At 35.2% G+C, this 25,359-nt stretch carries 18 protein-coding genes; 5 read left to right on the forward strand and 13 right to left on the reverse strand.

The features are described 5' to 3' along the window. Positions 1–14 precede the first annotated feature (14 nt). The 3 genes from bla to nagE form a co-directional block, all read right to left on the reverse strand. Complete coding sequence (gene bla / locus EPL02_RS11370) at positions 15–944, reverse strand: class A beta-lactamase (RefSeq protein ID WP_205687714.1); 930 nt, start codon at positions 942–944, stop codon at positions 15–17. A gap of 190 nt (positions 945–1,134) precedes the next feature. Continuing rightward, the gene (locus tag EPL02_RS20895; protein ID WP_165932556.1) at positions 1,135–1,296 is read right to left on the reverse strand and encodes a hypothetical protein; all 162 of its coding nucleotides are present in this window, start codon (positions 1,294–1,296) and stop codon (positions 1,135–1,137) included. 90 nt (positions 1,297–1,386) lie between these two features. After that, positions 1,387–2,763: an N-acetylglucosamine-specific PTS transporter subunit IIBC gene (gene nagE, locus EPL02_RS11375; RefSeq protein WP_131887766.1), complete on the reverse strand. Its 1,377-nt coding sequence runs from the start codon at positions 2,761–2,763 to the stop codon at positions 1,387–1,389. A 196-nt stretch (positions 2,764–2,959) separates the two neighbouring features. On the opposite strand from nagE, the gene EPL02_RS11380 reads away from it, so the two are divergent. Next, positions 2,960–3,256 carry a DUF3784 domain-containing protein gene (locus EPL02_RS11380; protein ID WP_240046452.1) on the forward strand — a complete coding sequence of 99 codons (297 nt, stop codon included), beginning with the start codon at positions 2,960–2,962 and terminating at the stop codon, positions 3,254–3,256. 96 nt (positions 3,257–3,352) lie between these two features. Here EPL02_RS11380 and EPL02_RS11385 read toward each other — a convergent pair whose 3' ends face one another. Together EPL02_RS11385 and EPL02_RS11390 are read right to left on the reverse strand one after the other, a co-directional pair. Continuing rightward, positions 3,353–4,384: a cyanophycinase gene (locus EPL02_RS11385; RefSeq protein ID WP_131887768.1), complete on the reverse strand. Its 1,032-nt coding sequence runs from the start codon at positions 4,382–4,384 to the stop codon at positions 3,353–3,355. 1,021 nt (positions 4,385–5,405) lie between these two features. After that, the gene (locus tag EPL02_RS11390; RefSeq protein WP_131887769.1) at positions 5,406–7,322 is read right to left on the reverse strand and encodes an endonuclease MutS2; all 1,917 of its coding nucleotides are present in this window, start codon (positions 7,320–7,322) and stop codon (positions 5,406–5,408) included. A gap of 476 nt (positions 7,323–7,798) precedes the next feature. Between EPL02_RS11390 and EPL02_RS11395 the strand changes: the two genes are divergently transcribed. From EPL02_RS11395 to EPL02_RS11405, 3 genes are all read left to right on the forward strand, one after another. Next, entirely contained in the window at positions 7,799–8,428 is a 630-nt protein-coding gene (locus EPL02_RS11395; RefSeq protein ID WP_165932557.1) for a hypothetical protein, read from the forward strand. A 158-nt stretch (positions 8,429–8,586) separates the two neighbouring features. After that, positions 8,587–9,882, forward strand: a complete 1,296-nt coding sequence (gene dcm / locus EPL02_RS11400) for a DNA (cytosine-5-)-methyltransferase (protein ID WP_094910548.1) — start codon at positions 8,587–8,589, stop codon at positions 9,880–9,882. Between the two features lie 136 nt (positions 9,883–10,018). Next, on the forward strand, positions 10,019–11,407 hold the full coding sequence (locus EPL02_RS11405) for a Sau3AI family type II restriction endonuclease (protein ID WP_094910224.1): 1,389 nt from the start codon (positions 10,019–10,021) through the stop codon (positions 11,405–11,407). A 32-nt stretch (positions 11,408–11,439) separates the two neighbouring features. Here EPL02_RS11405 and dptH read toward each other — a convergent pair whose 3' ends face one another. From dptH to EPL02_RS11425, 4 genes are all read right to left on the reverse strand, one after another. Next, entirely contained in the window at positions 11,440–16,653 is a 5,214-nt protein-coding gene (dptH, locus tag EPL02_RS11410; protein ID WP_131887771.1) for a DNA phosphorothioation-dependent restriction protein DptH, read from the reverse strand. After that, on the reverse strand, positions 16,634–18,019 hold the full coding sequence (gene dptG, locus EPL02_RS11415; RefSeq protein WP_094910226.1) for a DNA phosphorothioation-dependent restriction protein DptG: 1,386 nt from the start codon (positions 18,017–18,019) through the stop codon (positions 16,634–16,636). The genes dptH and dptG overlap by 20 nt, the downstream gene beginning before the upstream one ends. 3 nt (positions 18,020–18,022) lie before the next feature. After that, positions 18,023–20,362 carry a DNA phosphorothioation-dependent restriction protein DptF gene (gene dptF / locus EPL02_RS11420; RefSeq protein WP_131887772.1) on the reverse strand — a complete coding sequence of 780 codons (2,340 nt, stop codon included), beginning with the start codon at positions 20,360–20,362 and terminating at the stop codon, positions 18,023–18,025. A 182-nt stretch (positions 20,363–20,544) separates the two neighbouring features. Next, entirely contained in the window at positions 20,545–20,778 is a 234-nt protein-coding gene (locus EPL02_RS11425; protein WP_205687715.1) for a hypothetical protein, read from the reverse strand. Between the two features lie 272 nt (positions 20,779–21,050). On the opposite strand from EPL02_RS11425, the gene EPL02_RS11430 reads away from it, so the two are divergent. Continuing rightward, positions 21,051–21,335 (forward strand): hypothetical protein, encoded by a 285-nt coding sequence (locus EPL02_RS11430; RefSeq protein ID WP_131887773.1) that lies wholly within the window; start codon positions 21,051–21,053, stop codon positions 21,333–21,335. Positions 21,336–21,412: 77 nt separating this feature from the next. Here the strand turns inward: EPL02_RS11430 and EPL02_RS11435 are convergent, their stop codons facing one another. The 4 genes from EPL02_RS11435 to EPL02_RS11450 form a co-directional block, all read right to left on the reverse strand. Next, on the reverse strand, positions 21,413–21,799 hold the full coding sequence (locus EPL02_RS11435; protein ID WP_062687202.1) for a hypothetical protein: 387 nt from the start codon (positions 21,797–21,799) through the stop codon (positions 21,413–21,415). Between the two features lie 3 nt (positions 21,800–21,802). Continuing rightward, on the reverse strand, positions 21,803–23,725 hold the full coding sequence (locus EPL02_RS11440; RefSeq protein ID WP_131887774.1) for a DUF6792 domain-containing protein: 1,923 nt from the start codon (positions 23,723–23,725) through the stop codon (positions 21,803–21,805). A 3-nt stretch (positions 23,726–23,728) separates the two neighbouring features. After that, a complete protein-coding gene (locus EPL02_RS11445; protein ID WP_131887775.1) occupies positions 23,729–24,358 on the reverse strand; it encodes a hypothetical protein in 630 nt (209 codons plus the stop codon). A gap of 295 nt (positions 24,359–24,653) precedes the next feature. Continuing rightward, entirely contained in the window at positions 24,654–25,355 is a 702-nt protein-coding gene (locus tag EPL02_RS11450) for a hypothetical protein (protein WP_131887776.1), read from the reverse strand. Positions 25,356–25,359: the final 4 nt, after the last annotated feature.

A 25,359-nucleotide genomic window follows, 5' to 3' on the forward strand; every position in this document is an offset into this window, starting at 1 on the left:
TAGAAATTGTAAATTTATTGGCTTTTACCTTTCAGCGCTTTCACTACTTCTTTTGTTGCTTCTGCAATAAGCTTGTCGTCATACGAAGCATCTTTTTCATTACGACTTGAAAGCACTGCAAGAACAATAGGATCACCTTTCTTTGGCCAAATAACGGCAATGTCATTACGCGTTCCATATAATCCTGCCCCTGTTTTGTCCGCTACTTCCCAATTCTTTGGTACTCCTGAACGAATTAATGCATCTCCTGTAGTATTTCGCTTCATCCAGTCAATTAAAAGCTCACGTTTTTCAACAGGAAGTGCATCTCCTAAAGTAAAAGCTTGAAGACTCGTAGCTAGCGCTTTCGCCGTACTCGTATCAGCGATTTCGCCTGGCGGTACATCATTAAGCTCCGGCTCAATTCGCACGGGATTTGTCACGTCATCTCCTAGTTCTCTAAGAGCTTTTTTAAATCCTATCGGTCCACCTATCTCTTCAAGAATAAGGTTTCCTGCTGTATTATCACTATAGCGAAGCGATGCATCAGATAGCTCTTTCAGCGTCATTCCTGCATCAACATATTTTTCTGTAATGGGGTTATAGTTCACTAAATCATCTCGCGTATATGTAATTCGTTTATCAAGGTCTTTAATATCTTTTTGCTGTAGCAATACTCCCACAGCTAAAGCTTTGTGAGTTGAAGCATATCCAAATCGTTCATCAGGACGATATGAAATTACTTTGTTCGTACCTGTATCAAGCGCATAGACACCAAGCTTAGCGTCGTATGTATCCTCAAGCTTAGCAAGCTTTCTTTCAATTGTAGTCTCGTGTTTCATTTCAGCTGATGAGATATTTGCTCCAGAAAAGCCAATAAGCGATACGCATGAAAAAATTAAAACGGGTGGGACTGCTTTAAATTTCAAACGATTAGAAATCCACTTCTTTAGCATCATAATCATTCAACCTTTCCCTAATTAGTCATTTTACTGATAGCTTTATGGTACCATTTCTTAGGAGTAGTCGATGTGAGATATGTATGATACTCACATGATATAAATCTGAATATTCTTTCTATTAATGGTGCTAATCCATAAAAAAACTCTTTCTTTTAATAGAAAGAGCTCTATTAATTTATAAGCTTGTACTTCTTCACTCTGCACAATGAAGGTAAAAGTGATCAAGAGTGTCCAGTATCTTCTTTTTACCTGCTAGCTGTTCAATCATTCCGTACAGATTTAGAACACTTCTAATCGTTAGCTTCTTTTTCACTACGACTTTTACTGGTTTAGACGTTTGGAGATTTGAATTCATGACATCTCTCCTTATCGAAATGTTATATTTTACTATTTTAGCATAAATAGTAAAAAAAAGGAGCTACTCCTTACGAGTAGCTCCTTCTCTTTACATCTTTTTCAACTCATTGGCTAAAAACTCAACGTCTGTGCCGACAACTATTTGAAGGTCTTGGCCACTTAGCTTTAGTACACCTTTCGCTCCCAACCTTTTTAGCTCAACTTCATTTATGATACTCGTATCTTTGACTTTTAAACGAAGGCGCGTCACACAATTATCCACTTCAAGCAAGTTTCCTCTTCCGCCAAGTGCTTCTGCGTAAGCTTTCGCAAGGTCACCGTAACTACCTGTTAACGCTCCGCTTTCTTCAAATTCCCCTTCTACTTCATCTTCACGCCCCGGTGTTTTTAGATCAAGCTTAATAATTAAATAGTAGAAAATCATAAAATACAGCAACGCATAAATGAGACCAACACCGGCTAAAAGCAGCGGCTTCTGTGCAATCCCAAAGTTTAAGAAGTAGTCAATGGCCCCCGCTGAAAACCCAAAGCCGTGATGAATATCAAGCAGGTACGTAATCGACATAGCAGAACCGGTTAAAATAGCGTGAATCACGTATAGCACCGGTGATAAAAACATAAATAAAAACTCAATTGGCTCCGTAATCCCTGTTAAGAACGAGGTAAGTGCTAAACCTACAAATACGCCCATCATTGCTTTTCGACGCTCTTTTTTCGCAGCTGCAACCATCGCAAACGCAGCCGCTGGAAGACCAAACATCATGATAGGGAAAAAGCCCGTCATAAACATTCCCGCAGAAGGATCTTTTGCCAAGAAGCGCCAGAGGTCTCCTTTTATAACTTCACCCGCAGCGTTTGTAAATTCTCCAAACTCAAACCAAACGAGCGTATTTAAAATATGATGCAATCCAAGCGGAATGAGCATGCGGTTTAAAAACCCAAATACTCCTACTCCCGCTGCACCAGCTCCAATAATCCACTCACCAATATTATCAATAAAGTGCTGAACAAAAATCCAAACATATCCAAACACAAAAGCCAACACAAGCATTACAAGTGATGTAACGATTGGTACAAAGCGCTTTCCGCCAAAGAAGCCAAGCCAGTCTGGTAATTTAATAGTATGATAGCGGTTATACAGAAGACCGGCAATGACCCCAGCGACAATTCCTCCTAGAACACCCATATTAATCTCTTCATTAATAGCTGCTGCTCCTTCTGTCAAAACAAAGTACCCGACAGCACCTGCTAACGCAGCGGCTCCGCTGCCATCTTTTGAAAACCCAATTGCAACTCCTATCGCAAACAATAAAGCCAAATGCCCGAAAACAGCGTCACCCGCTGCCGATATAAACGGTATACCTAAGAAATCATCTTGACCTAGCCGGAGCAAAAGCGCAGCAGCAGGCATAATTGCAATCGGAAGCATCAACGATTTACCGATTTTTTGAAGAAAACCTAACATAACAAACACCTCTCTTTTTTAGGATATACTACATAGTTATGTAAGCGTTTTCTCTATTAGCCCATGCTGTATGCCTAGACAAGTTGTTTTTTTGCCAAATACATGAAACCTTTCAATTCTCTCTTCGTATAGTCTAGTATAAAGCTCTAAAAAAGGAGGAATTCTTATCGAAGAAGCGATTGTTCCTTTTATCATTTTGATTCCTTTTCTTATTCTCGCATTTGTTCTTTCAAAAGGAAAAGGCGGTTTTTTGATCGCCGGCTATAATACCTTACCCGCTGAGAAAAAAGCGGAATACGATGAGGTGGCTCTATGTAAATTTATGGGCAAGATCATGTATGCCATTTCGTTTGGAATATTGTTGCTGGGATTAAGCGACGTGCTAGCAAATCAGCTGCTGTTCATTATCGGCATGATAGTGTTTGTTGTATCAATTGCGTTTGCACTTATTTATTTAAATACAGGCGATCGGTTTAAGAAAAGAACGACATAAGAAAACCGCTCAGATCTCTAGTCTGAGCGGGCTTTTGTGACTTCTTACTTGTCTTACTAATAAAACGGTGCGAATTTACTTTTAAATTGCCTTGTTTTAGTTTCCATAAATATTTCCTGTTGTTGACGTCAAAACCCCATTTTGAGCATTGAGTTTGTACTGAAAGCCATTACTACTTGACCAGTTAGAAAAAGAGAAGGTATCACCTGTTTTTAACTTCGTCATTTCAATATCTTTCATTGTTAATGGTGAACTTAAACTGCTTGTTGGTGCACTTGTCGTACGTCCAACATAAACGGCCGCATTTGTACTACCAGGCTGAGAAACAACTTTTGCTGAGCCATCTGCTTCCAGTAATAAAGCTGTTTGTTCATTAACAGCAATTCCTTTTGCTTGGGTTGTCCAACCATCCATTATATTACGGGCCATAAAGCCAACAAATCTCCCCATACGATCACGCTGTTCAAAGTGTGAATCTGTGATAGTGCTTGTTAAATAAGGGTTACTTAAAAAATTACGCGTAAATGTCATGTACCGATTACCTGGATTACTTAACGCTTCATCTGAGTATACCGAACCGTTTGCAGCATCGTAGACAAACTGCCCTTGAATGGCAAGTCCAGCACTCGTACCGCCTATTGGAACCTTATTAATAGAAATTAAATTGTTGAGTGTGTCTTCAAGCGGCGTATCCTTTATGTAGTTTACATATAAAGACTGGTCGCCACCAGCGAAGAAAACAGCTTCTGCTTTTGATACCTTATCAAGTACAAATGAGTCAGAAGCAGCATTACGGTTATTTAATACAATGGTTTCAACTGAGTTTAGGCCAGCACCGTTTTGTGCTGCTAAATCGTATAAATATTGATTGTATCCATCACTACCAGAAGTTCTTAAGACCACAAAATCTCCACCGTTGGCTTTCTTTGCCATCCACAGCATTGCTTCATCTACATCTGTTGATCCTCCCATTAAATTAACTCCGTACGTGGTTGATTTTGTAACATTTGCTGTATCTCCATAACTATAATACGTATAATTTTTTCCCGCCGCTTCAACAGGTGCATGTCCAGCTAGTAACCCTATAGAAAGACCAACAGTTGTAACCATCTTTACTAATTTTTTCATTTCTTTTACACTCCCCACATTTTTAATATTTAAGAACGTCGATTTGCGCTCATTAATAAATAATGCAAATATTATGCCAATTCAAAAAATAACAAATAATTAGCTTTTTCGTTTTTTGGTGGATTTCTTTTGGGTTTCTTTGGTTGTTTTAGGTTCATTAACAAAGTCCGTTAAGTTAAATTCTTTCTGTTTGGCAAAGCGAGGTTCTTTTTTACAGAGATTAGAAGATGTTTTACATGCATCCATGCTAAGTACCGCTTTTTTGTGTCAACAATCAGTTAGAAAAGAAAAAACCCGGCTCCAAAGGGCAGCGGGTTTTCATTTCGTTTAACTATGCGTATGTTTCTTTTAAACTTCTTATCAACTCCTCCTCGTTACTGTTTTCAGTAAGATGAATAATAGTCTTTGATTGATCTTTCTTCCTATAGTTATTCATGAGATTTAAAATAACCGGTTTAACATGTTGTTCAAATGTACATATTTTATCTGTTGCTCGATCTACTATCTTTCGTTTTATGTCATTGGTTAAGCTCCCGTTTAGTAAACGGCTATGCATCCTCTCCATACAAACAGACAGAGGAACGTCCAAAAAAATAATTATATTTGATTCTTGAAATCGTCTCTCATAAACAGCTCGAGGGCACCATCCCTCTATAATCCAACTGTCTTTTCCCATTAACTTACCTAGTTCTCGAGAAAAATGTCTGATTTGTTGTCGCGTTGGAAAAGGTGTTGTTCTTAAAGTCTTTAACTCTTCGTCAATACTATAGAATGGAATATTTAGCTTCTTACTAAGGTTTTTACTCAGCGTCGTTTTTCCAGCACATGCATTTCCAAGGATAGAAATTTTATAAATGCTAAGCACCTCCTTAGTAATACATATTGCTTTAACCCTGTACAAATTATCTCTTTTTACAAGTTAATTCTATATGGCGATATGATTTTGTATGTTTGGGAGATTAACTCCCTATGAACACTCCACCACTCCGCTTACATGCTCTAAAGCATTTGGACGCAGCGGTTAATCGTTAAAATTCTCTCCTTTTTGCTTTCGCATCTCCTTTTCAACTTTCTTTAATGCCTTTTTCGAACCACGCTCAAAGTCGTGCTGCATCTTTCGCTCTTGATGCGAAACAAAAAGTGAGTTTAGGTCGTAACCAGGTGGATACAATTCGCTTGCTGGCAATTCGAGCTCAATGCGTTTAGTGTTTATTTCTTTAAACGCTCCATTATAGAACACGGTCACGTTATTGTAGCTATCTCTTTTTTTATAAATAAGAGCAGATTCTTTCTCATCTAACAGCGTTACTTTATCACCTATTTCATAGTCATACAGCTTTTCTTGCTGTTGTTCCACTACTTTTGGCTTTCGTTTCTTGTTTTCATCGACAAGCGTGAAGTTGTATTCTTTATGTGCCATGTACGCTTTTGCTCGCTCAATAACCGCGTCACTCACATTCATTTTTTTCGAAATCCAAAGCGCATTGCTTTCACCTGACGCTCCAATGACTAGCTGATAAAGTGGCTCTAACGTTTCGCTGTTAAACTTCATGGCCGCGTTCATAAAGTCAGGATGCATTTCAGAGAATCGCTTAATCTCTCCGTAGTGCGTCGTTGCAACGGTCATGCATCCTTTATGGTAAAACTCTTCAATGATTGAAATGGCAAGAGCTGCACCTTCGTTTGGTTCTGTACCGCTCCCAATTTCATCAAATAAAAGCAGCGTCCGGTGATTTGCACTTGCTAAAATGTCCGCCATGTTTTTCATATGAGATGAAAATGTACTTAGCGCGTTTTCAATACTTTGGTGGTCACCGATATCGACAAAAATTCGTTCAAATAAAGAAACTTCTGTTCCTTCTCCCACCGCAATATGAAATCCTGACATCGCAGCAAGCGTAAGCAGTCCAATCGTTTTTAATACAACGGTCTTCCCACCGGCGTTTGGTCCTGTAATAATGAGCCCTCGATATTCTTCACCTATTGTAAAGTTCAAAGGTACAACATTTCCTTTTAAAAGCGGATGTTTTCCATCTACTATGCTGATATAACCATGATCATTTAATCCAGGCTCAATCCCGCTGATGCTGCGGCTATACTTTCCTTTGGCGAATACCATGTCATACTGCGCAATAAGCTCAACGTTGATTTTAATGGCAGGAAGCTGTTCCATTACCAGGCCTGAGAGCGTCGCAAGCACTTGGTACTCTTCTACAGATTCCTCTACCTTTAACGTCGCAAGCTCGTTGTTTAATTTTGCAACGACGGTTGGCTCCATAAACACCGTTGTTCCTTTTGATGAGACTTCAATAATTGTTCCCTGCACGTGCTTTTTATAAGAAGCTTTTATAGGAATTGTGTAGCGATCATCTTTTTTACTCACAAAAAATTCTTGGATATAGTCTTTGTTCGCACCGCTTCGCAAAAATTTCGCTAAGCGTTCTTGAATGGTTGCTTCTGTTGATTCAATATGGCGACGAATGCGCTTTAACTCTTTACTCGCTTCTGAATCCACTCGATTGCCTTTAATCGCTGCGTTAATTTCTTCTTCAATAGTCCGAAACTCCGTCATGGACTTCCCATACGACGACAGCATCGGGGCAAAGAATTCTTTTTCAAGCATAAACGTCTTCACTCGGCGACACCCTCGTAAAAAGTCAGACACCTCAAGTAAATCACTCGCTTCTAAAAGCATGCCTTTTTCAGCTTTTGTCATAATATGCTTAATTGCTGAGATTCCCATTAAAGGTACGTGGCTTTCTGCATCTAATAATCTTCTTGCTTCTGTCGTTTCGCGCAGGCGCGTTTTGACAACGTTAAGAGATGCGCTTGGCTGTAAGCGATTAAGCAAATCCTTTCCTAAATCGCTAACGCAATAAGATTTCACAAGTTCCTTTAACTCACGATATTGCAATGTTTCAAATGTCATTTCATTCATCTTTTTTACTCCTCACTATGATGGTGTTCATAATGAAGATACCTACTCAATGAGAAGCCAATGAGCAACATATAATACTAAAAACAAACAAAAAAGCTGCAGAATCAGTTAGATCCCACAGCTTTCGCACGTATACAAGGCATAAATGTATCACCAAACAAACGCAATTGCTTGCGGTGGATACGCTTTGTATGGGGTGTAGGTATCTTCATAGGCGTCTAAATGAATTCAACACAAACTAAAGGTTACACATTTTTCTTTTAAAAACGCACCTTCGTCTAGTGTATTCATTTAGCTAAATTAATCCTATTTCGATACTACCCCGCTCATAAAAGCACCTCGTCTAGTTTTGACTTCGTCTCATTGACGTTTTCATTGTTGCTATTATCATATTATATTTGTCTTTTCATGTAAATAGGCAGCTGCCCTTTTTTATCCATGATATGATGGGGTAAATGAAAAAAGGAACTGATACCATGCCCAAAACAATCGCTTGCTTACATGCACACCACTCAAACATCGAAGTCATTGAAAAAATGCTTAGCTCCCATCAAGCTGAACTCATTCATTTCGTCGAACCCGGATTCGACCGACAAAAAGCTGATGCTCACTTTAAACCAGAATTTATTCAAAGTAAGCTCGCCAATACAATGAGATGGATTTCTTCTTGTCACGTGGATGCTATTTTAGTCACATGCACCTTTTTCACAGCCCACCTACCGCTAATGGATTTCTCAGTTCCCATTATTAAAATTGACGAACTATTATTTTCACAGCTAAAAGCTGAAAAAAAGCCTGTTATTCTTGCCTTTACTAATCCTCAAACAGTTGACGGTACCATGCAAGCATTAGCTAAATTTGACTCTTCTATAGAAGCTAAGTCTCATCTACTTCCTAATACTTTTCATCTGATTATGAACGGGAAAAAACGAGAGTATCTAGATGCTGTGTCTCAAGGTTTAGCGGCGCTAACAAAAGCGTATCCAGACCACGTAATTTATGCTGCGCAGCTGTCGATGGCGGATGCTGCGGTGGTTGCGAGAGAAATTGACGGGGTTGAGGTTGGGCATTATGGGGAATTGGTTGGGAAAGGGTTAACAGAATAATTCAAATTAGCTTGAGTTGAGTTAATTTCCTTTTCTCTTCCATATTATATAATTAAAAAATTAATACTATTGGTTCTTTCCTATTGATCTTTCTAGCAATTTTTATTATAATAGAAGTTAAGTTTTATTCTAAACCGAAAGGATGTTCTTATTTGGTAATGAAAGATATTAAAGTAGCTGAACTGTTTGCCGGTGTTGGCGGATTTCGTTTAGGCTTAGAAAACGCAGGAGGTTTTGATGTTAGTTGGATGAATCAATGGGAGCCATCCACTAAAAGTCAGCATGCGTTTAACTGCTATATAGAAAACTTTGGAGATGACTCATCTCATGTAAATGAGGACATCGCGCAAGTATGGAAAGACATCACAGATCACGATTTACTAGTTGGTGGTTTCCCTTGTCAAGACTATTCGGTTGCACGTTCCTTATCTGGTGAAAAAGGTATTCAAGGTAAAAAAGGGGTTTTGTTCTGGGAAATCATGAACATCATCCAATATAAAAAGCCAAAATACGTTCTTTTAGAAAATGTAGATAGATTGTTAAAATCACCCTCTAAACAACGTGGAAGAGACTTCTCTATAATGCTAACAGCATTTCGTGATGCTGGCTATTACGTTGAGTGGCGTGTAATTAATGCAGCTGATTATGGTTTTGCTCAGCGTAGACGCAGAGTTTTTATCTTTGCTTACACAGTTGAAACTGAATTTGCTACACAGCAAGCTAAATTAGATGAAAAAGATATTCTTCATAAAAAGGGGTTCTTTGCTCCTTCATTTAAAGTTGAGAAAGAACCTTCACTAAAACATAAAGATAAATTTGTTACGTTACCACGTGATATCGTCGATGTCTCGGATGAGTTTAGCGAAAATTATCGAAATGCAGGTATTATGCGTGATGGTAAAGTTTATACAGCTGAACTAATTCCTCTGACAAAATCGTCAAAAACTTTGGGTGAAGTAGTTGAAGAAATTTATCAAGAACTTGGTCCAGTAGATGAGAGATTTTACCTTGATGAATCGAAGATTAATAAAAAAGGACGCACTGAACTAGAAGAATTAAAATACCTTAAAGGTCCGAAAAAAATTGAGAGAATTGCACAAACAGGCCATAAATATACTTATTCAGAAGGTGGAATGTCCTTTCCAGACCCCCTTACGCTGCCAGGAAGAACAATGCTAACTAGTGAAGGTACTTCTAACCGCAGTTCACACGTTATTCAAGATCCTTATACTAAACGCCTTCGTTATTTATCGCCAGAAGAGTGCGAACGATTAAATGACTTTCCTGCAAAGTGGACTGAAACAGGGATGCCTTTAAGAACTCGATATTTTTGTATGGGAAATGCTTTAGTTGTAGGACTAGTAGCATTAATGGGTGAAAGAATTAAAGAGGTTTACAATCTAGATATGGAAAAATTTCACGAACAAGGTTTTGAACAACCAACAATGTTATAAGAAAAAGGCTTCTACGGGTAATGTAGAAGCCTTTTTCTTATATTATTCACCAATTCTAGCAATATATACCTTGATATATTATAATTACACTATATCCTTTAATTGTAAAAACATAAATAATATAAGGAGTTAAGTAATGGAATATCTAACAACTGATGAAGTAATGTTGAAAGCAAAAGAAGCTGAAGGAAAAACATTTAAAGAGATAGACTCTTATAATCGACTCTCTAACAAAAATTCTAAGGGGAGCTTTGGTCAAGTTATTGAAGAGAGCCTATTTGGCTATAAGATTAATTCCGATGCTCGACCAGACTTTGAACATTTAAACTTAGAACTTAAAGTGACCCCTTTTAAGAAAAACAAAAATAAAACATTCTCTGCAAAAGAAAGATTGGTACTTAATATTATTAATTACTTGGAAGAAGTTAAGTACACGTTTGAAACATCAAGCTTTTGGAAAAAAAATCAAAACCTTTTACTAATGTTTTACGAATGGATTCCAGGTATAGAACGCGAAGATTTAAAGGTGTTTAAAAGTATTTTATTTACTTTTCCAGAAGCGGATTTAGAAATTATTAAACAAGATTGGCACACGATAGTTAATAAAGTTAAGGCAGGAAAAGCTCATGAACTATCTGAAGGAGATACAAATTATCTCGGTGCTTGCTCTAAAGGAGCTAATAAAAATTCTTTGCGGGAACAACCTAACTCTTCTCTACGTGCTATGCAACGAGCTTTTTCTTTAAAACAATCTTATATGACTGCTCTAGTAAGAAAATATTTACATAACGATCAATTAGTTAGTTTTACCTCGGCTAACGAGTTAAAAAAGAAATCATTAGAAGAAATTTTAGCTGATAGGTTTGCACCATACAAGGGACTAACACCCAAGGAAATAGCTGCACGTTTGAATGTTAATTGTAATCCTCGAGCTAAAAGTTTTATCCCTCAAGTCATTAGTGCATTACTGGGTATTAAAGGAACAAAATTAGATGGAGTTGAAGAGTTCTCAAAAGCAAATATTCAGTTTAAAACAGTTAGACTAAAACCTACTGGCGTTCCTAAAGAAAGTATGTCTTTTAAAAATATAGACTTCAATGCTTGGGCTACAGAAAGTTGGGAGGAAAGTGAGCTTCGACAGACTTTCTACGATACGAAGTTTTTATTCGTTGTATTTCAATATAAAGAAACTGAAAAAGATAATCCAAACCGTGAAGCATACTTTAAAGGTATTAAACTTTGGAATATGCCTGTTAATACAATTGAAACTAAGATGAAACAGTTATGGCAAGAAGTAAATACCATTCTTCAAAACGGTGTTGTTATTCAAGAAAAGCCTTACGGTAAATCATCTAGAATACATAATAACTTCCCTAAAAAAGACTTTAACGGTGTAAGCCATATTCGCCCTAAAGCTCAAAATGGCAATGATAAAGTAACATTACCGGACGGTCAAAAAATTACAAAACAATGCTATTGGTTAAATGATACTTATATTGCTTCTCTGCTTAAAGATTTATATTAAAAAAGTAGCGGCTCATACACCGCTACTTTTTATTAATTCAACCTACTGTTTAAACTACTTATATTAATTACTACAGGCTGCGCTTGTTTTAACGTGCCATCCGGTTGTAACATAGGACCGGATACAACACACTGCCCCTTTTTTAAGGTGGCTAGTTTCTTTTCCCACTCTTTGCGAACTGCACTATCTTGAGAAAGATTTGATGCAATTGCACTAATTTCGTTTTCTGGTGGCATAAAATAGATTTTTTGACTTGCATTTTGCAACCTTGAAATTTCGTCTGTACTAAATTGACCTCTTAGAGATTGGGTAGCATACCATCCAGACCAACCAAACTTTCGCCCTTCTGTTAATATTTTAGCACTTGGCGAATATTCACGATGATCTAAATTTTGAGCTTCGTCTAAAATAACAGGTAATGGTCTACTTTTATCGCCATGATTTAGTTGATGATTCCACATATCCCATAGAATAAATTCTGTAATCATCATTTGTACCTCTCTGTTATAACCTGTTAATTGAACAATAAATACCTTCCCTTTATCACCTAATAGCTCACTCCAATTATAAGTTTCCTTACTATTAAAAGGATTTTTGTCAATTAAAGGTTTAATTTGAGAGCGTGCAGTTTTAGCAGGACCTGACCCGTCTTCTTCTAGTTCCGTTATTAATCGTTCTAGGTTCATCTCGTCTTGGTACTTATCTAAACCACTTAATACAGCTTCATAAATGGCATTTTGTTGCTGAATTCCTAAGTCTCTATAAATAGATGAAAATACCGCTTTAATTCTTTCTGCTATATCTGTATTATCTTCATCAATATAAAGATCTTCATCTAACTCTTTTTGATTACGCTTAAAAGGATTAATTGGAAAGCCGTCTCTAACTACGAAGAACTGCTTTAGTTTGTCCCCTAACTTTTCTTTAAACTCTGGTTCAAGCTTAGAGTTTTTGAATCCATCTGTGTAATCAAAAATGATATTAGAAATACCACTCTGAGCGAGCTCTAGCAATAAACACTGTATAAAATAACTTTTTCCTTGTCCAGATTTCCCTGAAATTAAAATATGACGGTTAGCTAATTCAGTGTGGCCGTATTCCCAATAAACATCTTTAGTCGAACCTTCAACAGTTCCTAGCAAAACTCGAATATCTTTTAACTCTTTTTGTACATTTACAGCCGGTGTTAAATCTTCTACTTGATTATTATTAGTTTCTGTAACACTATTAATCGTTTCCATTTTCGCCTCAGTATCTATATCCTCTATTACAGAAACAGCTCTTTTATTATCAGCTATTGTTGATTCATTCTTTTCTGCTACAATTATGTGTGGTTTAACATTACTAGAGTATTCAAAGTTAACAACAGATTTAGAAGCCTTATAATTATAAGCTAGTAAATTCTCCACTCTAATGTCTGTTTTTCCATTTATAATATTTTCTTTTAATATTTGAATCTCTGTCATTACTCCTTGGTAACCATCTTCTTCAGTGAGATCAACAAGTAAAATATCTTCTTCAAGCTTAACAGATCTCCATGTTTGCTCTTTTTTAAATGACAATACAGCACCTTTACCAATCCAATGGTTAATTTCATTGCTAAATTCATATTTATCATTTAAAAGTCTTTCTTTTAACTCTTCTACTTTTTCATAGTTTTTCTCTGGCCAAATCTTGCTTGAAATAAATTTTTGAGCATTTGCAATTAATAATTGCACAAAGAAGTTTCTAAAAAACTTGTTTTTAAATAGAAATTCACCATCTTCATCTACTTTTGAAAGCTGCGTACTAAAGAGTTTATGTGTTTTATTGATTTGTTCTTTAGCTTTAGCAATAGTTGAATCTTGATTATAACCAATCTTTACTTCAACTGGATAATAGTGAACATATATTTCATTATTATCAGTTTCTATTCCAATTAACAATAAGTCATCACTATGCATTCCTTTAACATTTAAGTTTTTAGCAGAAAAGACACCTTCACTTTTGGTTAGTTTAACAACCCCTGCTATTCGCAATATTTCTTCTAGAGAGATTGGAATCCAAAGGATTTTTTCGTGATCGAGTGTACTAATTATATACTTGATAGCTGATATAATACTTAACTTTTCTCGAGAAAATTGACCTTTACTTCCAATGATTCGAAGTAGCCATTCTCCATTTAAGCTGTTAAAACTATGAATAGCTGTCTCAATTTGTTTATCATTAATAGAAAGCTCTTTTCCTGCTAAGTACTGTTCAATAATCAATTTATATTGAGATGACTTATCTGTAACAGTTATAGCATCATATTGTGTAGAAGATGAATATTGATCACTATAATGAATGACTAATAAATTTCTTGATGCAGTTTGAAAGAAATTTAAATCAACGTTTGGCTCGATAAATGTTACCCAATAAGAAGCATCATAAAGCTTCTCAAGTATTTGTTCGTCATAATTAGCCGTTCTTGTGACAATCGTTTCATTCTTTCGGTAAGGATTCGTTCCCCCACTTTCTAAATTACTAGCTAATTCATTTAAATATTTTGATACTTGCATTAAGGAATTTTGGTTATCTTTTTTACCCTTTAAACCAAACCCTGTACGGTAATCATTAGTGGTTTTAAGAAATGATAAAGAAGATAATAAGCCATCCAATGAAGTTCCTGATTCAATTTCCTCCATCGCATTCCGAGCTGGAAGATCATTGGATTTCATTTTATAAAATGAAATGTGTGCATACCCATACTCTGAATGCTTTAATGGACGATAATACAAAATATTTTCACGTATAAAACGTAACACATCAGATGCATCCAGCTTTTTTGTTGCTAAAGAAATACCAAATACTTCTTCAAACTCCTCAACCGTTTCTAAATCAGAGAATCTCTCAAACGAGCTTATGATGTTACGCTCCATATATAATGCAACCTCAATTGGTACAATATCAGCAGGGCCTCTTTTATCAAGCTGCTTCTTAATAAAGTTAATTAAACCTTTTACCACTTCTTCATCATTGTTAACGTTAATTACATTAATTTGAATTGGTGACTTCGATTGCTTGATAAATAGATATTGAAAGTGTTCAATAAACTGAGTAAGCTTTTCTTCTATGACATTTGATAAAAATGCATTAGATTCACCAATTGTTACTTGATTATACGGTTCATAAATAATCCATTCAGGTGCATCTTTTTGTGTAATCGGTCGATACAGCTCTGAGCCTTCACCATAGATATAAGGTAAAAGATTATTAGGGTGTAGTCTGTCTAATATATGCATATCTACTTGCTGATTTTTCAGTTCGTCTTGGATTTGAAGTTGATATGCAACATTTAGTGGGTGCAATGGTGTAAACAAAATTTTATTTTGTTCATAAATACTTCCTAGCTTAAAAATACTTTTTTGCTCTTCTGCTAAAATAGTATTTTCGGGTATTTCAGCAACTGCACTAATAAATGCTCTTACGTACTCAACTGATAGTGAATGCAGTGTAGAATCCATATGTGATAAACTTGGAAGCTGTTTCTTAGACTTATAGTAACTAAGCAAATTTTCGTATGCTGTTAGAACTTCTTGCTGAAGTTTTAAATTTTGCTTTTCTAACCCAGTAACTTCTCTCTTAGCATAAAGACAACCTTTTTCTATCCATGCAATCTCATCTAGTAGAAAGTCCTTAAAATCTTCGCGCGCTGAGAATTCTCGAGTACTTTGCTTTAACTTGTTTGTTTCTGAATTATATTCAAAAGATGCTTGATGTTCTCTTTTTAATTTCCATACTCTGTTACCTGTAATTGGCGTTACTCTCATGCCTTCTTCTTTTACAATGATTCGAAGATTTATTGTAGGAGTATGAATAGAAAATTTAAGCGTATCATCCTCCCAAGCTAAAGAACTAGATGAAATCTTAAAGGTATTCGTTTTAGGCTGAATATGCTCATTTTCTTCTTCAACAAATATTTCTTCTATCTCATCGCTTTCATTACCGAAAATAATATCTTCGTCTTTTTTATTTAGAATTAATGCTTGAGATCGGACGTTCACTTCATAGATTGTTTGAATAGAATGCAGAAAACTTGGCTCACAATCTACGATAGTAATATTGAATTCATACTTTGATCTAGATTCATTATTGTGTGTATATACTATTTGATAAAAATCAGTCAAATTCTCTTCAGAAGGTAGTGCAACCATTAGTTTCTTTCCTGATACACTACAGAATTTTTCTGATTTTTTATGTATATATTCTTTTTTTAATCTATCACTAAATTCAAATGTTAAATTTACTTGGCTTTCTCTTTTAGGGTTGAAAATAATGATATGTCGCTTTCTCTCTCCTGCTTTTGTTTCCTTATGGGGCTTTTCCCAATATGTTAAGTGCTCTTTAGTTTGCTTTTTAGAAGACTCTATGTACATTAAAGATGTTCGTACTTTAATTTCATCGTTCCACGACTTCACTTTTCCGTACTCTTCTTCTTGCCAATTATCTTTCTTTAAAGCCTGTACACCTTTTTCAGAAAAATTTCTTTCTAATTGGCTATCTAAATTTTCATATTCATGAATATGTTGTACTTTTTCAAATAAGCCATAATTTTCTTCAAGTCTTTTTTTTATTTGACTTGGTGTATATTGATCTAATGTTGCATCATAAAATAGTCCCAAACGAGCGTATTCATCAACTTGAATATGACCTTCATTTAGAAACCCAAGAACTTCTTCATAATCCCATAAAGATGAATGAACAAAAGCTTCATCTAACTTTTTTGATAGATGAAAGCTTAACACTTCTTTATCTACTTTTTTTAATTCGTTAGATGATTCTATTCTTTCTTTTAAAGTCATTAAAATCGTTTTTACATTAAACGGCATTCCTTCTTTTTGTAAATCACTACTGCCGCCCCGAATACTATCTAAAGTTTCATGACAAATACTTAATAAAGCTGTATTAGCCCAAACACCTTTTTGTTCTCCTACCTGATTTCTAAGAGTTACAAGAAAATCGGGAGTAACCTTCTCCGTAGTAGCTGCTACTACAACATTCATTCCATCTGAAAGCTTAATTGAAAAAGTATTATAGAGGGAACCTTGCTCATGTTTATATTGAAATTGCTGAGCGAAGTCACTTTCACTTAATATTTTATAAAATTCTTGAACTTGGTTCGTATTATCAAATTGTAAGTAAAAACGATCTCCTCGTTTAAAAGGCGTATTCCTTAAGTATTGAATTAATTCATCTGAAAGATATTTATAAAATTGGTTTAACATATTGTGCATCACCGCTATCACTTTTTTTATCTAATAAATTAAGTTTATCTAGTAGTTTGACTGCCTCTTCTTTTGAGTATCGGTCAAAGTACATACCTCTATTTTCTAAATCAATAAATAATTGATTTAAAGACTTTCTTTCATTTTTCAAACAAACAGCCGTTAATAATAAGAACAAGTCTTGCGAAACATTTAGCATATAGCCTAAAGAGCCTCGTGTTTTCAAAAAGAATTTTTTCCCAATCTCTTCAATCGATAATGAATAGCGATTTCTAGGCCCTTGCATACTTGGCTTTTGGTATGCTTCTTCAATACTAGAATACAGTAAATCAACCAATGAAGAATAAGTACCTTCACTACATATTTCTATCTCTGGTAGGGAAGAGTGAACTCGATATTCTATAATCCACTGTTTTAACAATTCTAGAAAACTCTGACTCTCTTCTTCTGATAACGCCTCATGCTTATCTAATAGTTCTGGGTACACTGTAGAATCTTCCAGCCCCATGAGCGTGTTTAAATGTTCTAATGTATTGACGTGAATCAATAGATTACGGGCAGCGTCCTTGACTAACTGATAACCGTACCCATAGCCTTTTCTACTTTTGCTAGTAGCTTCCCAATCTAAAGTAAAATATACTTCATTGTTATTGGTAAAGTTAGCCTTACTTTGCTGAGCTAACTTTATTGATAATTGAGAAATATAAATAAAATAGTAATAGCTTAAGAGTAATTCGTAATGTGTTTTAAAGTAATCTTCGTATCTAGATAAAAATAAAAAATCATCTTGAAAGTATCTAGATAAATAAGGAAGCTTACTTCCGTATTTTTTTTGTACATCTATTTGGCTTAAGCCATTTAATTTATCTAAAATAAGCTTTGAAATTAAATCATGTGATAACTGCTTTTCAAAGATTTTTTGAAATTCTGTACTATCTTCGATTAACACATCTGCTAAAAACTTACCAATCTCTTGTTCACCTTTCATTTCAGGTCCATCACTTAATGATAAATACTGAAATAAATGAGGGTGAAACACTTTTATCTTTCCATTCTTATGCTGCAAGACCATATTTAAAATTTGGACGAGATATGCTTGATCTTCTTTATTTACATTCACCATGTTGCTTATTTCATCGATTAAATCATCTATTTCCAAGCTTCCTTCAAAAGTATTTTCACATATATTGCGCGTAAACTCTCCCAATACTCCTTCAAAACCTCTTCTAAACTTTGGCCTTTCTGTTCCTCTTGTTACAAAAGGAAACAGCTTAGCTTTTCGATTAATTGTATGTTTTAAACCGATTTTTTCCTCTTTTATAGATAATGAATTTTTCAACTCTTGTAAGTTACTTTGTTCAACCATTTTTTATTCCCTTCTAAATGTGAATTCCTCATAATCTTCATCATAACTTAATTTAAATTGCAGGCCTTCTTGTGCACTAACAAACATTAATTCATTCTTTCTCTCGCCATGCTGCATTACTTTTTCAATGAATTCAACAAATTGAATACAATCTTCTTTATCTTTTTTATTAGGTCGATAGCCTTTAGATAAATTCACCATCATTTGATATAACGGGTAGTCAACTTCTATAAAAATAGGGTTCTCTTTGTTTTGATCACCATAAGCTAACAACATTGTTAAATAAAAGCGACTTAACACTTCTTCATTATTTACTTTTAAGTGTTTAAAATGAGGATGAATCTTTAACTTTTGAGCAACCTGTATATTTTGATTAGATTTATCAATATAAACATAACCATCTTTAGGCTTCCCATTCCATAAGAAAATAGAATCTTTTAATAAGTCATACAACTCTCTTAGTCCACTGCGATTTCCTTTATTAAAATAATATAGAAATACCAGATAGCTTGTGTAGTTCGAATCCTTTGGCGTTAATTCTTGATTTTTAGGTACAAACAATAAAAATCTAATTAAAGTCCGGTTAAGCAACTGTGCTGAAGCATTACTTAACTCTTGAAAACTTCCTAAAACCCCAGCCTCTTCATTCCATGCTGCTACTTCTGTTAAATCTAGATATTCGTTAAAAGTCTCTTTAATATTCATTGAATTATTTAATTCTATTAAGATTTGATCAAACGTATTTAAACGTTTATGGATAGGATCAAGTTGAGTAATAGCCGCTAACAACGTTGAACGATCTTTACCGTCGAAAATTAAGTTCGGTAATAATCTTTCTGTCTTCTCAAGAGTATCAGCATTAAAATAATCCGTATTTTTATCTGCTGGAACTAAAATATCATGAACAAAGTTAAGCAAGGCACGAGTTGAAATAATTATCTTTTGTTTAATAATTACTTCTATTAGAAGGCTAACAATACGTTCACGTACTTTAGAATTCATAAGCAGCTCATAATTATCAATAAAAAATCCACTTATTTTATTTTGCTTATCTTTTTTATATGCTTGATAAAATGGATTATCGTCAGAATTCCTCACAATTCTTTCTAATAGTGCTGAGTAATAAGATGATACAGGACCTTTTTCAGTTAGTTCAAATGGTTGATAATCACTAAAACTTATTAACTCAAAATATTCGTGATTTCGGTTCTCTGTTAATATAGAGTCTTCAAAAACTTTACAATCATGAATAAATTGAGATAGCTTATTAAAGTTTTCTTTTGCATATTTTGACTCAATAAAGTTATGAAGTACACCTAGATTAATTGCTAAGACAAGATTTTCTTGTGAACCATTTATATTCTCATCGTTAAAAGGCTTTAAAACTTCAGCTAATGTGTCCAATGAATTTTTCTCAGGGTCAAAACTCTCAGTCGCATCATTATGAATAATGAATTTGCTCAGTAATTCAGGGTGTTTATGTTTCATATAAGCTAGTAAATGCGACTTGCCATCTCCAACACTACCACATAAAAAAATTAACTTTGATTGACTAGTTTCACCAGAGGAACGTAACACTTTTTCTAAGTCATCTTCAATAGAACGCTTAACATGTAAATATTCTTTAAACGTGCTAAATTGATTGGAATTTTCAATAGCCTCTTGAGAAGATTCTTGTAACTTTGAGAGCTGAGTTAGAAGGTAACTTTCTCCTTCTTCAAGAGTAAAATCAAAGTCTAATGTACTACTTTTATTTTCTGCTTCTATTTTAGAAATCTTTTGATTAATCTCTACTTTTTCAGGAGTTTCTACAGCTGCAGCAGTAGCCTTTTGTGTTTCAAACCATGATGAAAATTTCTCTTCTAAACTAGATGTTAATCTCTCTTCTAATTTATGTACAATGTCGTCATTTGCTTTAGCTTGCGGTTGTGGAATTTTATATTTAGGTGCACGAAATGAATAGTCACCATAAACTTCCATAAACCAAACGGATACATCAAATAGCCTTCTATGCATTTTAAATGCTTTTTCTAAATCATATTCAATATAAGCATGTGATGCTTTATTTCCTAAATGCCTTATTGCATCAAAAGACCGAGCAATATCTTTAGTTAAAACCTCTTCTTTTTCTAAGTATTGAATTCGATCCACTAACCTTAAATGCTTCATACTATTTATGTCATCGTGTTGATTACCTATCTCTTCTAACAGTTCTTCAGAAAACACTCGACCTTTCATCAATACAGCTTGAGGATCTTGATAAAATATATTTTCAATTTCTTCACAGATGTTTGCTAACTTAGGAAATTTATCTGCCAGAAATACAAAGTTATTTGTTTCCAATTCATGACCACCTTTAAAACTAAGCAATATATACTAATCTACACTCTGTAGACTATTTCACTACTAATATTATAACTTATCTTTTTACACGATCCTAGGAAAAAAGGAACATTTCTGGAATAAGAATAAACCCCTTAATATTATCCAATTCTTTTTTCTATTAATAAAAAAAGGCAGATATTTCAATCTCCCTTAATCGTAAACCGTTCTCTCTTCTTCCCACTCTGCTGATCAAACTTTGCCTTCAGCGCTGCAAGCTCCGTATCTAATGTTTTCATAATGGTCGCAACTTCTTGGTCCGTGTATTCATAGTTATTTCTGTTTGCACAGTTTCCAAGCAGCTCCATTAAAGCAATAATTTTGTTTGTTCTAGCTTCTGCTACGCGGATGAAGCGCTCGCTTTTTGTCTCTTTCATTGATATTCTCCTACCTAACTTTTTATCTATTTATTCACTTACTATCCAATATACGGAATATACTGATTTCACTCACGACTTCTTTACTATATTTCACGTATGAGGTAACGTATTTCATATCCGTTTTTAATTATATCGGACCTTTTTCAATACTTTTTTACCACTTGATTTAGCAAATATTACATTTTAATCAAAAAAAAACTAATACTTATTTCTGGTGTGATAAAAGCATTTAGCAGGTGATAAACTTACCGGTATTTTAATAAAATGGAATGATTAAGAGGGAACATGAGTTAAAAGAAATTATTAAAGAATGTAATTTGTTAGTTAAAGCTGAACGCTTTGATGAATTAATGGAGTACTATACTGAGAATACTATTTTAGCAATCAAGCCGGGAAAGACAGCTCGTGGAAAAGAGGGAATTAAGCGGGCGTTCATTAAAATTGCTCAGCACTGCAACCATACAATTGTTCCAAAAAAATCAAGATGTAACTGGCTATGCATCATTGATAACTCATACGGAACATCATTAATTGGAAGTGAAGAGAAAGTTTAATACTTATGTTTACCATAAAAATCCCGCTATCAACTTTATGTTAATAACGGGATTTTCAACTTCTCTACTACTCTTCATTACTTATAAGGTGGACCTTTCGGCACGTTCCCAAAAGGTGAAGTAGAATACATCATTTCTCTGTATGTAATCATCATGCTTTGGCTTTTTATTGCATCGACTTGTTCATTGTAAGATGAAACAAGCTTTTCAATTTCTTCTTCTACCGTTTCTAAAAGCGCAATGCTTTTTGTTTTTTGTTCCTTTGCTTCTTCTACAATCGCGTTTATTACTTTACCTTTGCTATCGTCTTCCACTACAATTTTCTGGATTTTCTTTTCCAATGCGTCGTCAATAGCGGCAATTTTATCCGTGAGCTCTGTAAATTGTTGGGTTCTATCCGTCAAGTCTTCTTGCGGCGAGACGCGCTCAAACATAAACGCTGTTTTGCTTTCAGTTCCTTCCATCTGTTATCCTCCAGGCACATAGTTAAATAGAATACTAAGATCTCGGTCCTTGCTGAAAAGCTGTTCGATATTGGACTTTGCTGACTCTAAAAAGTCTTCGTTATCCGTCAAGCTTTTAGTTAAACCTTCCATCAAGTGAGAAATATCCATGCCGCTTAAACCGTTAAACTGTTCAGTTACTTCTACTTTATCAATTTGCACAGGTGAAAAGTAAGGTAAAAACACGTGCTTTCGTAAAAGCGGAAGCTGACCGCACGGGTTCGTTTCAATATTACGGATATCGCTTAGCACCTTTTGCTTTTGGTTTTCATAATCATCAATAATATGCTCTTGAAACCTTTCAGCAATTTTAGTGATATACGTTTTCTTTTTCTGAAGTTCCTGCTGTCCTTCTTGGTACATGCGCACCGCAGCCGAAATATTAACTTTAATTTCTTGGTTTCCACCAGTCATCAGCACCAAATCATTACCTAAATATCCTTGGTTTTTAGAAGCACCTAGCGCATTTAACATCTCGACGATTCCGTGACTTGCAATAATTTCTTCCATAACTGAACCTAACTCTTCATGTAATCGCTTAGCGCTCGCTTGCATATTTTGCACTTCATGATAAATGGCAATAGCGGCATCCACATCACCAGCCATTACGTTAAACCCGCTGGCCATAGCTGCTTGCCCCGCATATGGACTGTACTTCGTACCTTTCATCATTTCTTCTGACATCTTGCGGTTCTCGTCGATGCTATTAATTTTTTCTTTAATGATTTTTAATGACTTTTCAATGTTCGCAAGCTCTTCCACTGCGACTTGCTTCTGTGCGTTTGTAATATAGCCTGCGTTTTTCAATTCACCAAAAATCACATCTGCATTCGACGTGATGTTCGTAACCTTTTCAAGCAAAGGCGGCACTTTTTTATTGACGTCTGAAATCATGTCATCAAGGTCTTTGCTGAAATACGTGCCAACAGCAGCTCCTACTCCGTCGTTCATAATTTTATCAACGACGTCCATATTCACACCCGTTAAGTCTTCAATCCCTTGATTGTTTCCACCGTTCTGAAACCCTTCTGCATAAACTAATGCAAAATCTTGTAAGCTTTTAACCTCTGAATCTGGAATTTTGTCAATAATGGCTTTTAGACCTGGCTTGTCAGGATTCGTATCAATCATGGTGACATCACCCAATGTGAAAAACCCTCGAATATTTGCCAGGGCGTTCAATGGATCATCAGAAGAAATAACCTGGTGAATCACCGTACCTTTTTCTTTATAATACGCTTCTGCGAAAGTTTTAAGTTCGTCTTGAGGCAGAGAGTAGATGGCTTTGTAGTCCCCAATGCTTATGTTGAACTTTTTGTTCACTGCGCCTAAAAATTCATGGTCTTTTTGATAGAGTTGAAAGTATGTTGACTGCGCACCATTTACACTGTAAACTTCGTCAAAGTTTCCATTTAGCAATTGTGAAACGGTATTATTATTATGAGCTAACGAATGTGACAATCCAATGGTACTAGAAATCTCTTTTACTGATGCTCTCTCTTTAAACTCTTTCTGAGCTTCCTTCACAAAAATGTTTGTACTATCTGCTTGGGCAGTATCTACCCCAGCCTGCATTGCTCGTATATTATACAGCCAATCATTAGCGTCTGTTGTACCTTGAGATATTACGTACATTTCGTTTACGTCCTGCTCTTTTGAATAGATATGTATAGCTGTTCCGTCATAAGAAGAATTCTCATCTTTCACTATTTGATCAATTTCAGAAGAACGCACAACGCTTATTTCTCCTTTTAAAGGCTGACCTGTTTCTTCTATATAAATTCGCTGTATTTCTTGCGCAAACTCTTTTTTACTTATATCTTTGTATCCTAAATCTGTGATTCTTAACCACAGTTCCTTCGTTTCTACAAGTTGTTTATCGCTCATTTATTATTCACTTTCTTTCTTCTTTAAAAATTCAACCGATGATATTGATTTATATGCACGCTTTTTAAATTTGGCATCTTGCGGGTTACACAACTTTGGATTATCCACACAACTTCCAGAATATACAATCTCTACTCCTCCCCAACCTTTGTCAGGATGGATATAGGCAGCATAGCCATATAAACCTTCGTCCATCGTGAACGGTGCTACGTACGTTACTTTTCCTTTTCCATCAATTCGGTCAAACTCCATATCTTCACCTATACTATTCGTTAAGAGTTCTTTTGCATATCCAATTCCAGTTTCATCATTAGATAGAGCATTTGTATATTTAATTCTAAGCAACGCTTCCGTTTTGTCATTATACAGAATACCAGCTAAAAATGCCTCACTGCTTTCACCTTTTCGCGTATAACCAATGCCATCGATCTCTCCACCAGTTGGAAACAACATTTCATACACACCGGTTTTGGATTCAAGCGTATAATATCCTTTTTCCGTTTCTTTTGTCGACTTGATCATTTCTCGCGTAAATTCATCTTGAAGGGCTCTTGTATTTGGCAAGTCCTCCACAGCCACTTCGCTCGGCTTCTGTTCTACTGGTTTTGTTTCGTTTGATTGTTCGTCACTCATTTGACACCCTCCTATGACAAAGCTACTGAGAAGTAAGGCTACAATTCCTTTTCGGTTTATGAACATCTGGTGCCTCCTACTTTCTTTCTATGTATACATTCTTCTATTATAGAAAAACTTGGTTAGTTTTTACATTGGGCTTTTTACTTAAAAATGGATTTTTGTAGGTTTTTGGAACTATCATCGTTTAATTCTTACAGAGTAAATTTACTTATGTATTCTAACTAATTTTCTGTTTATTTGGTTGTTACTCATCTTCATTTTGATTGGATTGTGCTAGTTCGAGTACTATCATTTATTGTTTAACCTCATTTTTGTTTAAGAATTCAACCGAGGAAATTAACTTATACGCACGCTTTTTAAATGCTTCTTCTTGTGGATCACATGGCTTTGTCTTGTCTGCACAACGTGTTGAGTAAATAATTTCCAATCCTCCCCAACCTTTATCAGGATGAATATAGGCTCCATAACCATATGTACCAAACTCCTTCGTCTTAAACGGCGCTACATACGTAACTTTTCCTTTTCCATCAATTTGGTTAAACGTCATGTCTTCACCTACATTATTCGTTAAAAACCTTTTGGCGTATTCAATGTCCTTTTCATCATTTGATAGTAGTGTCGTATACCTAACGCTAAGCTCCGCTTCCGCTTTATCATCGTACAGAATACCAGCTAGAAAAGACTCACCATTCTCACCATCTCTCGTATAACCAATGCCATCAATTCCTCCACCAGTTGGAAACAACATTTCATACACACCGGTTTTGGATTCAAGCGTGTAATATCCTTTTTCCGTTTCTTTTGTCGATTTAATCATTTCTCGTGTAAATTCATCTTGAAGGGCTCTAGTATTTGGCAATTCCTCTGTCGCCACTTCGCTTGGCTTTTGGTCTAGGGACTTTGTTTCAATTGATTGTTCGTCACTCATTTGACAGCCGCCTACGACAAGACTACTGAGAAGTACGAGTATGATTCGTTTTCGTTTTATGAGCATTTGG

This window comes from Bacillus sp. CBEL-1 (assembly GCF_004348885.1).
Taxonomy (GTDB): Bacteria; Bacillota; Bacilli; order Bacillales; family Bacillaceae_H; genus Priestia; species Priestia aryabhattai_A.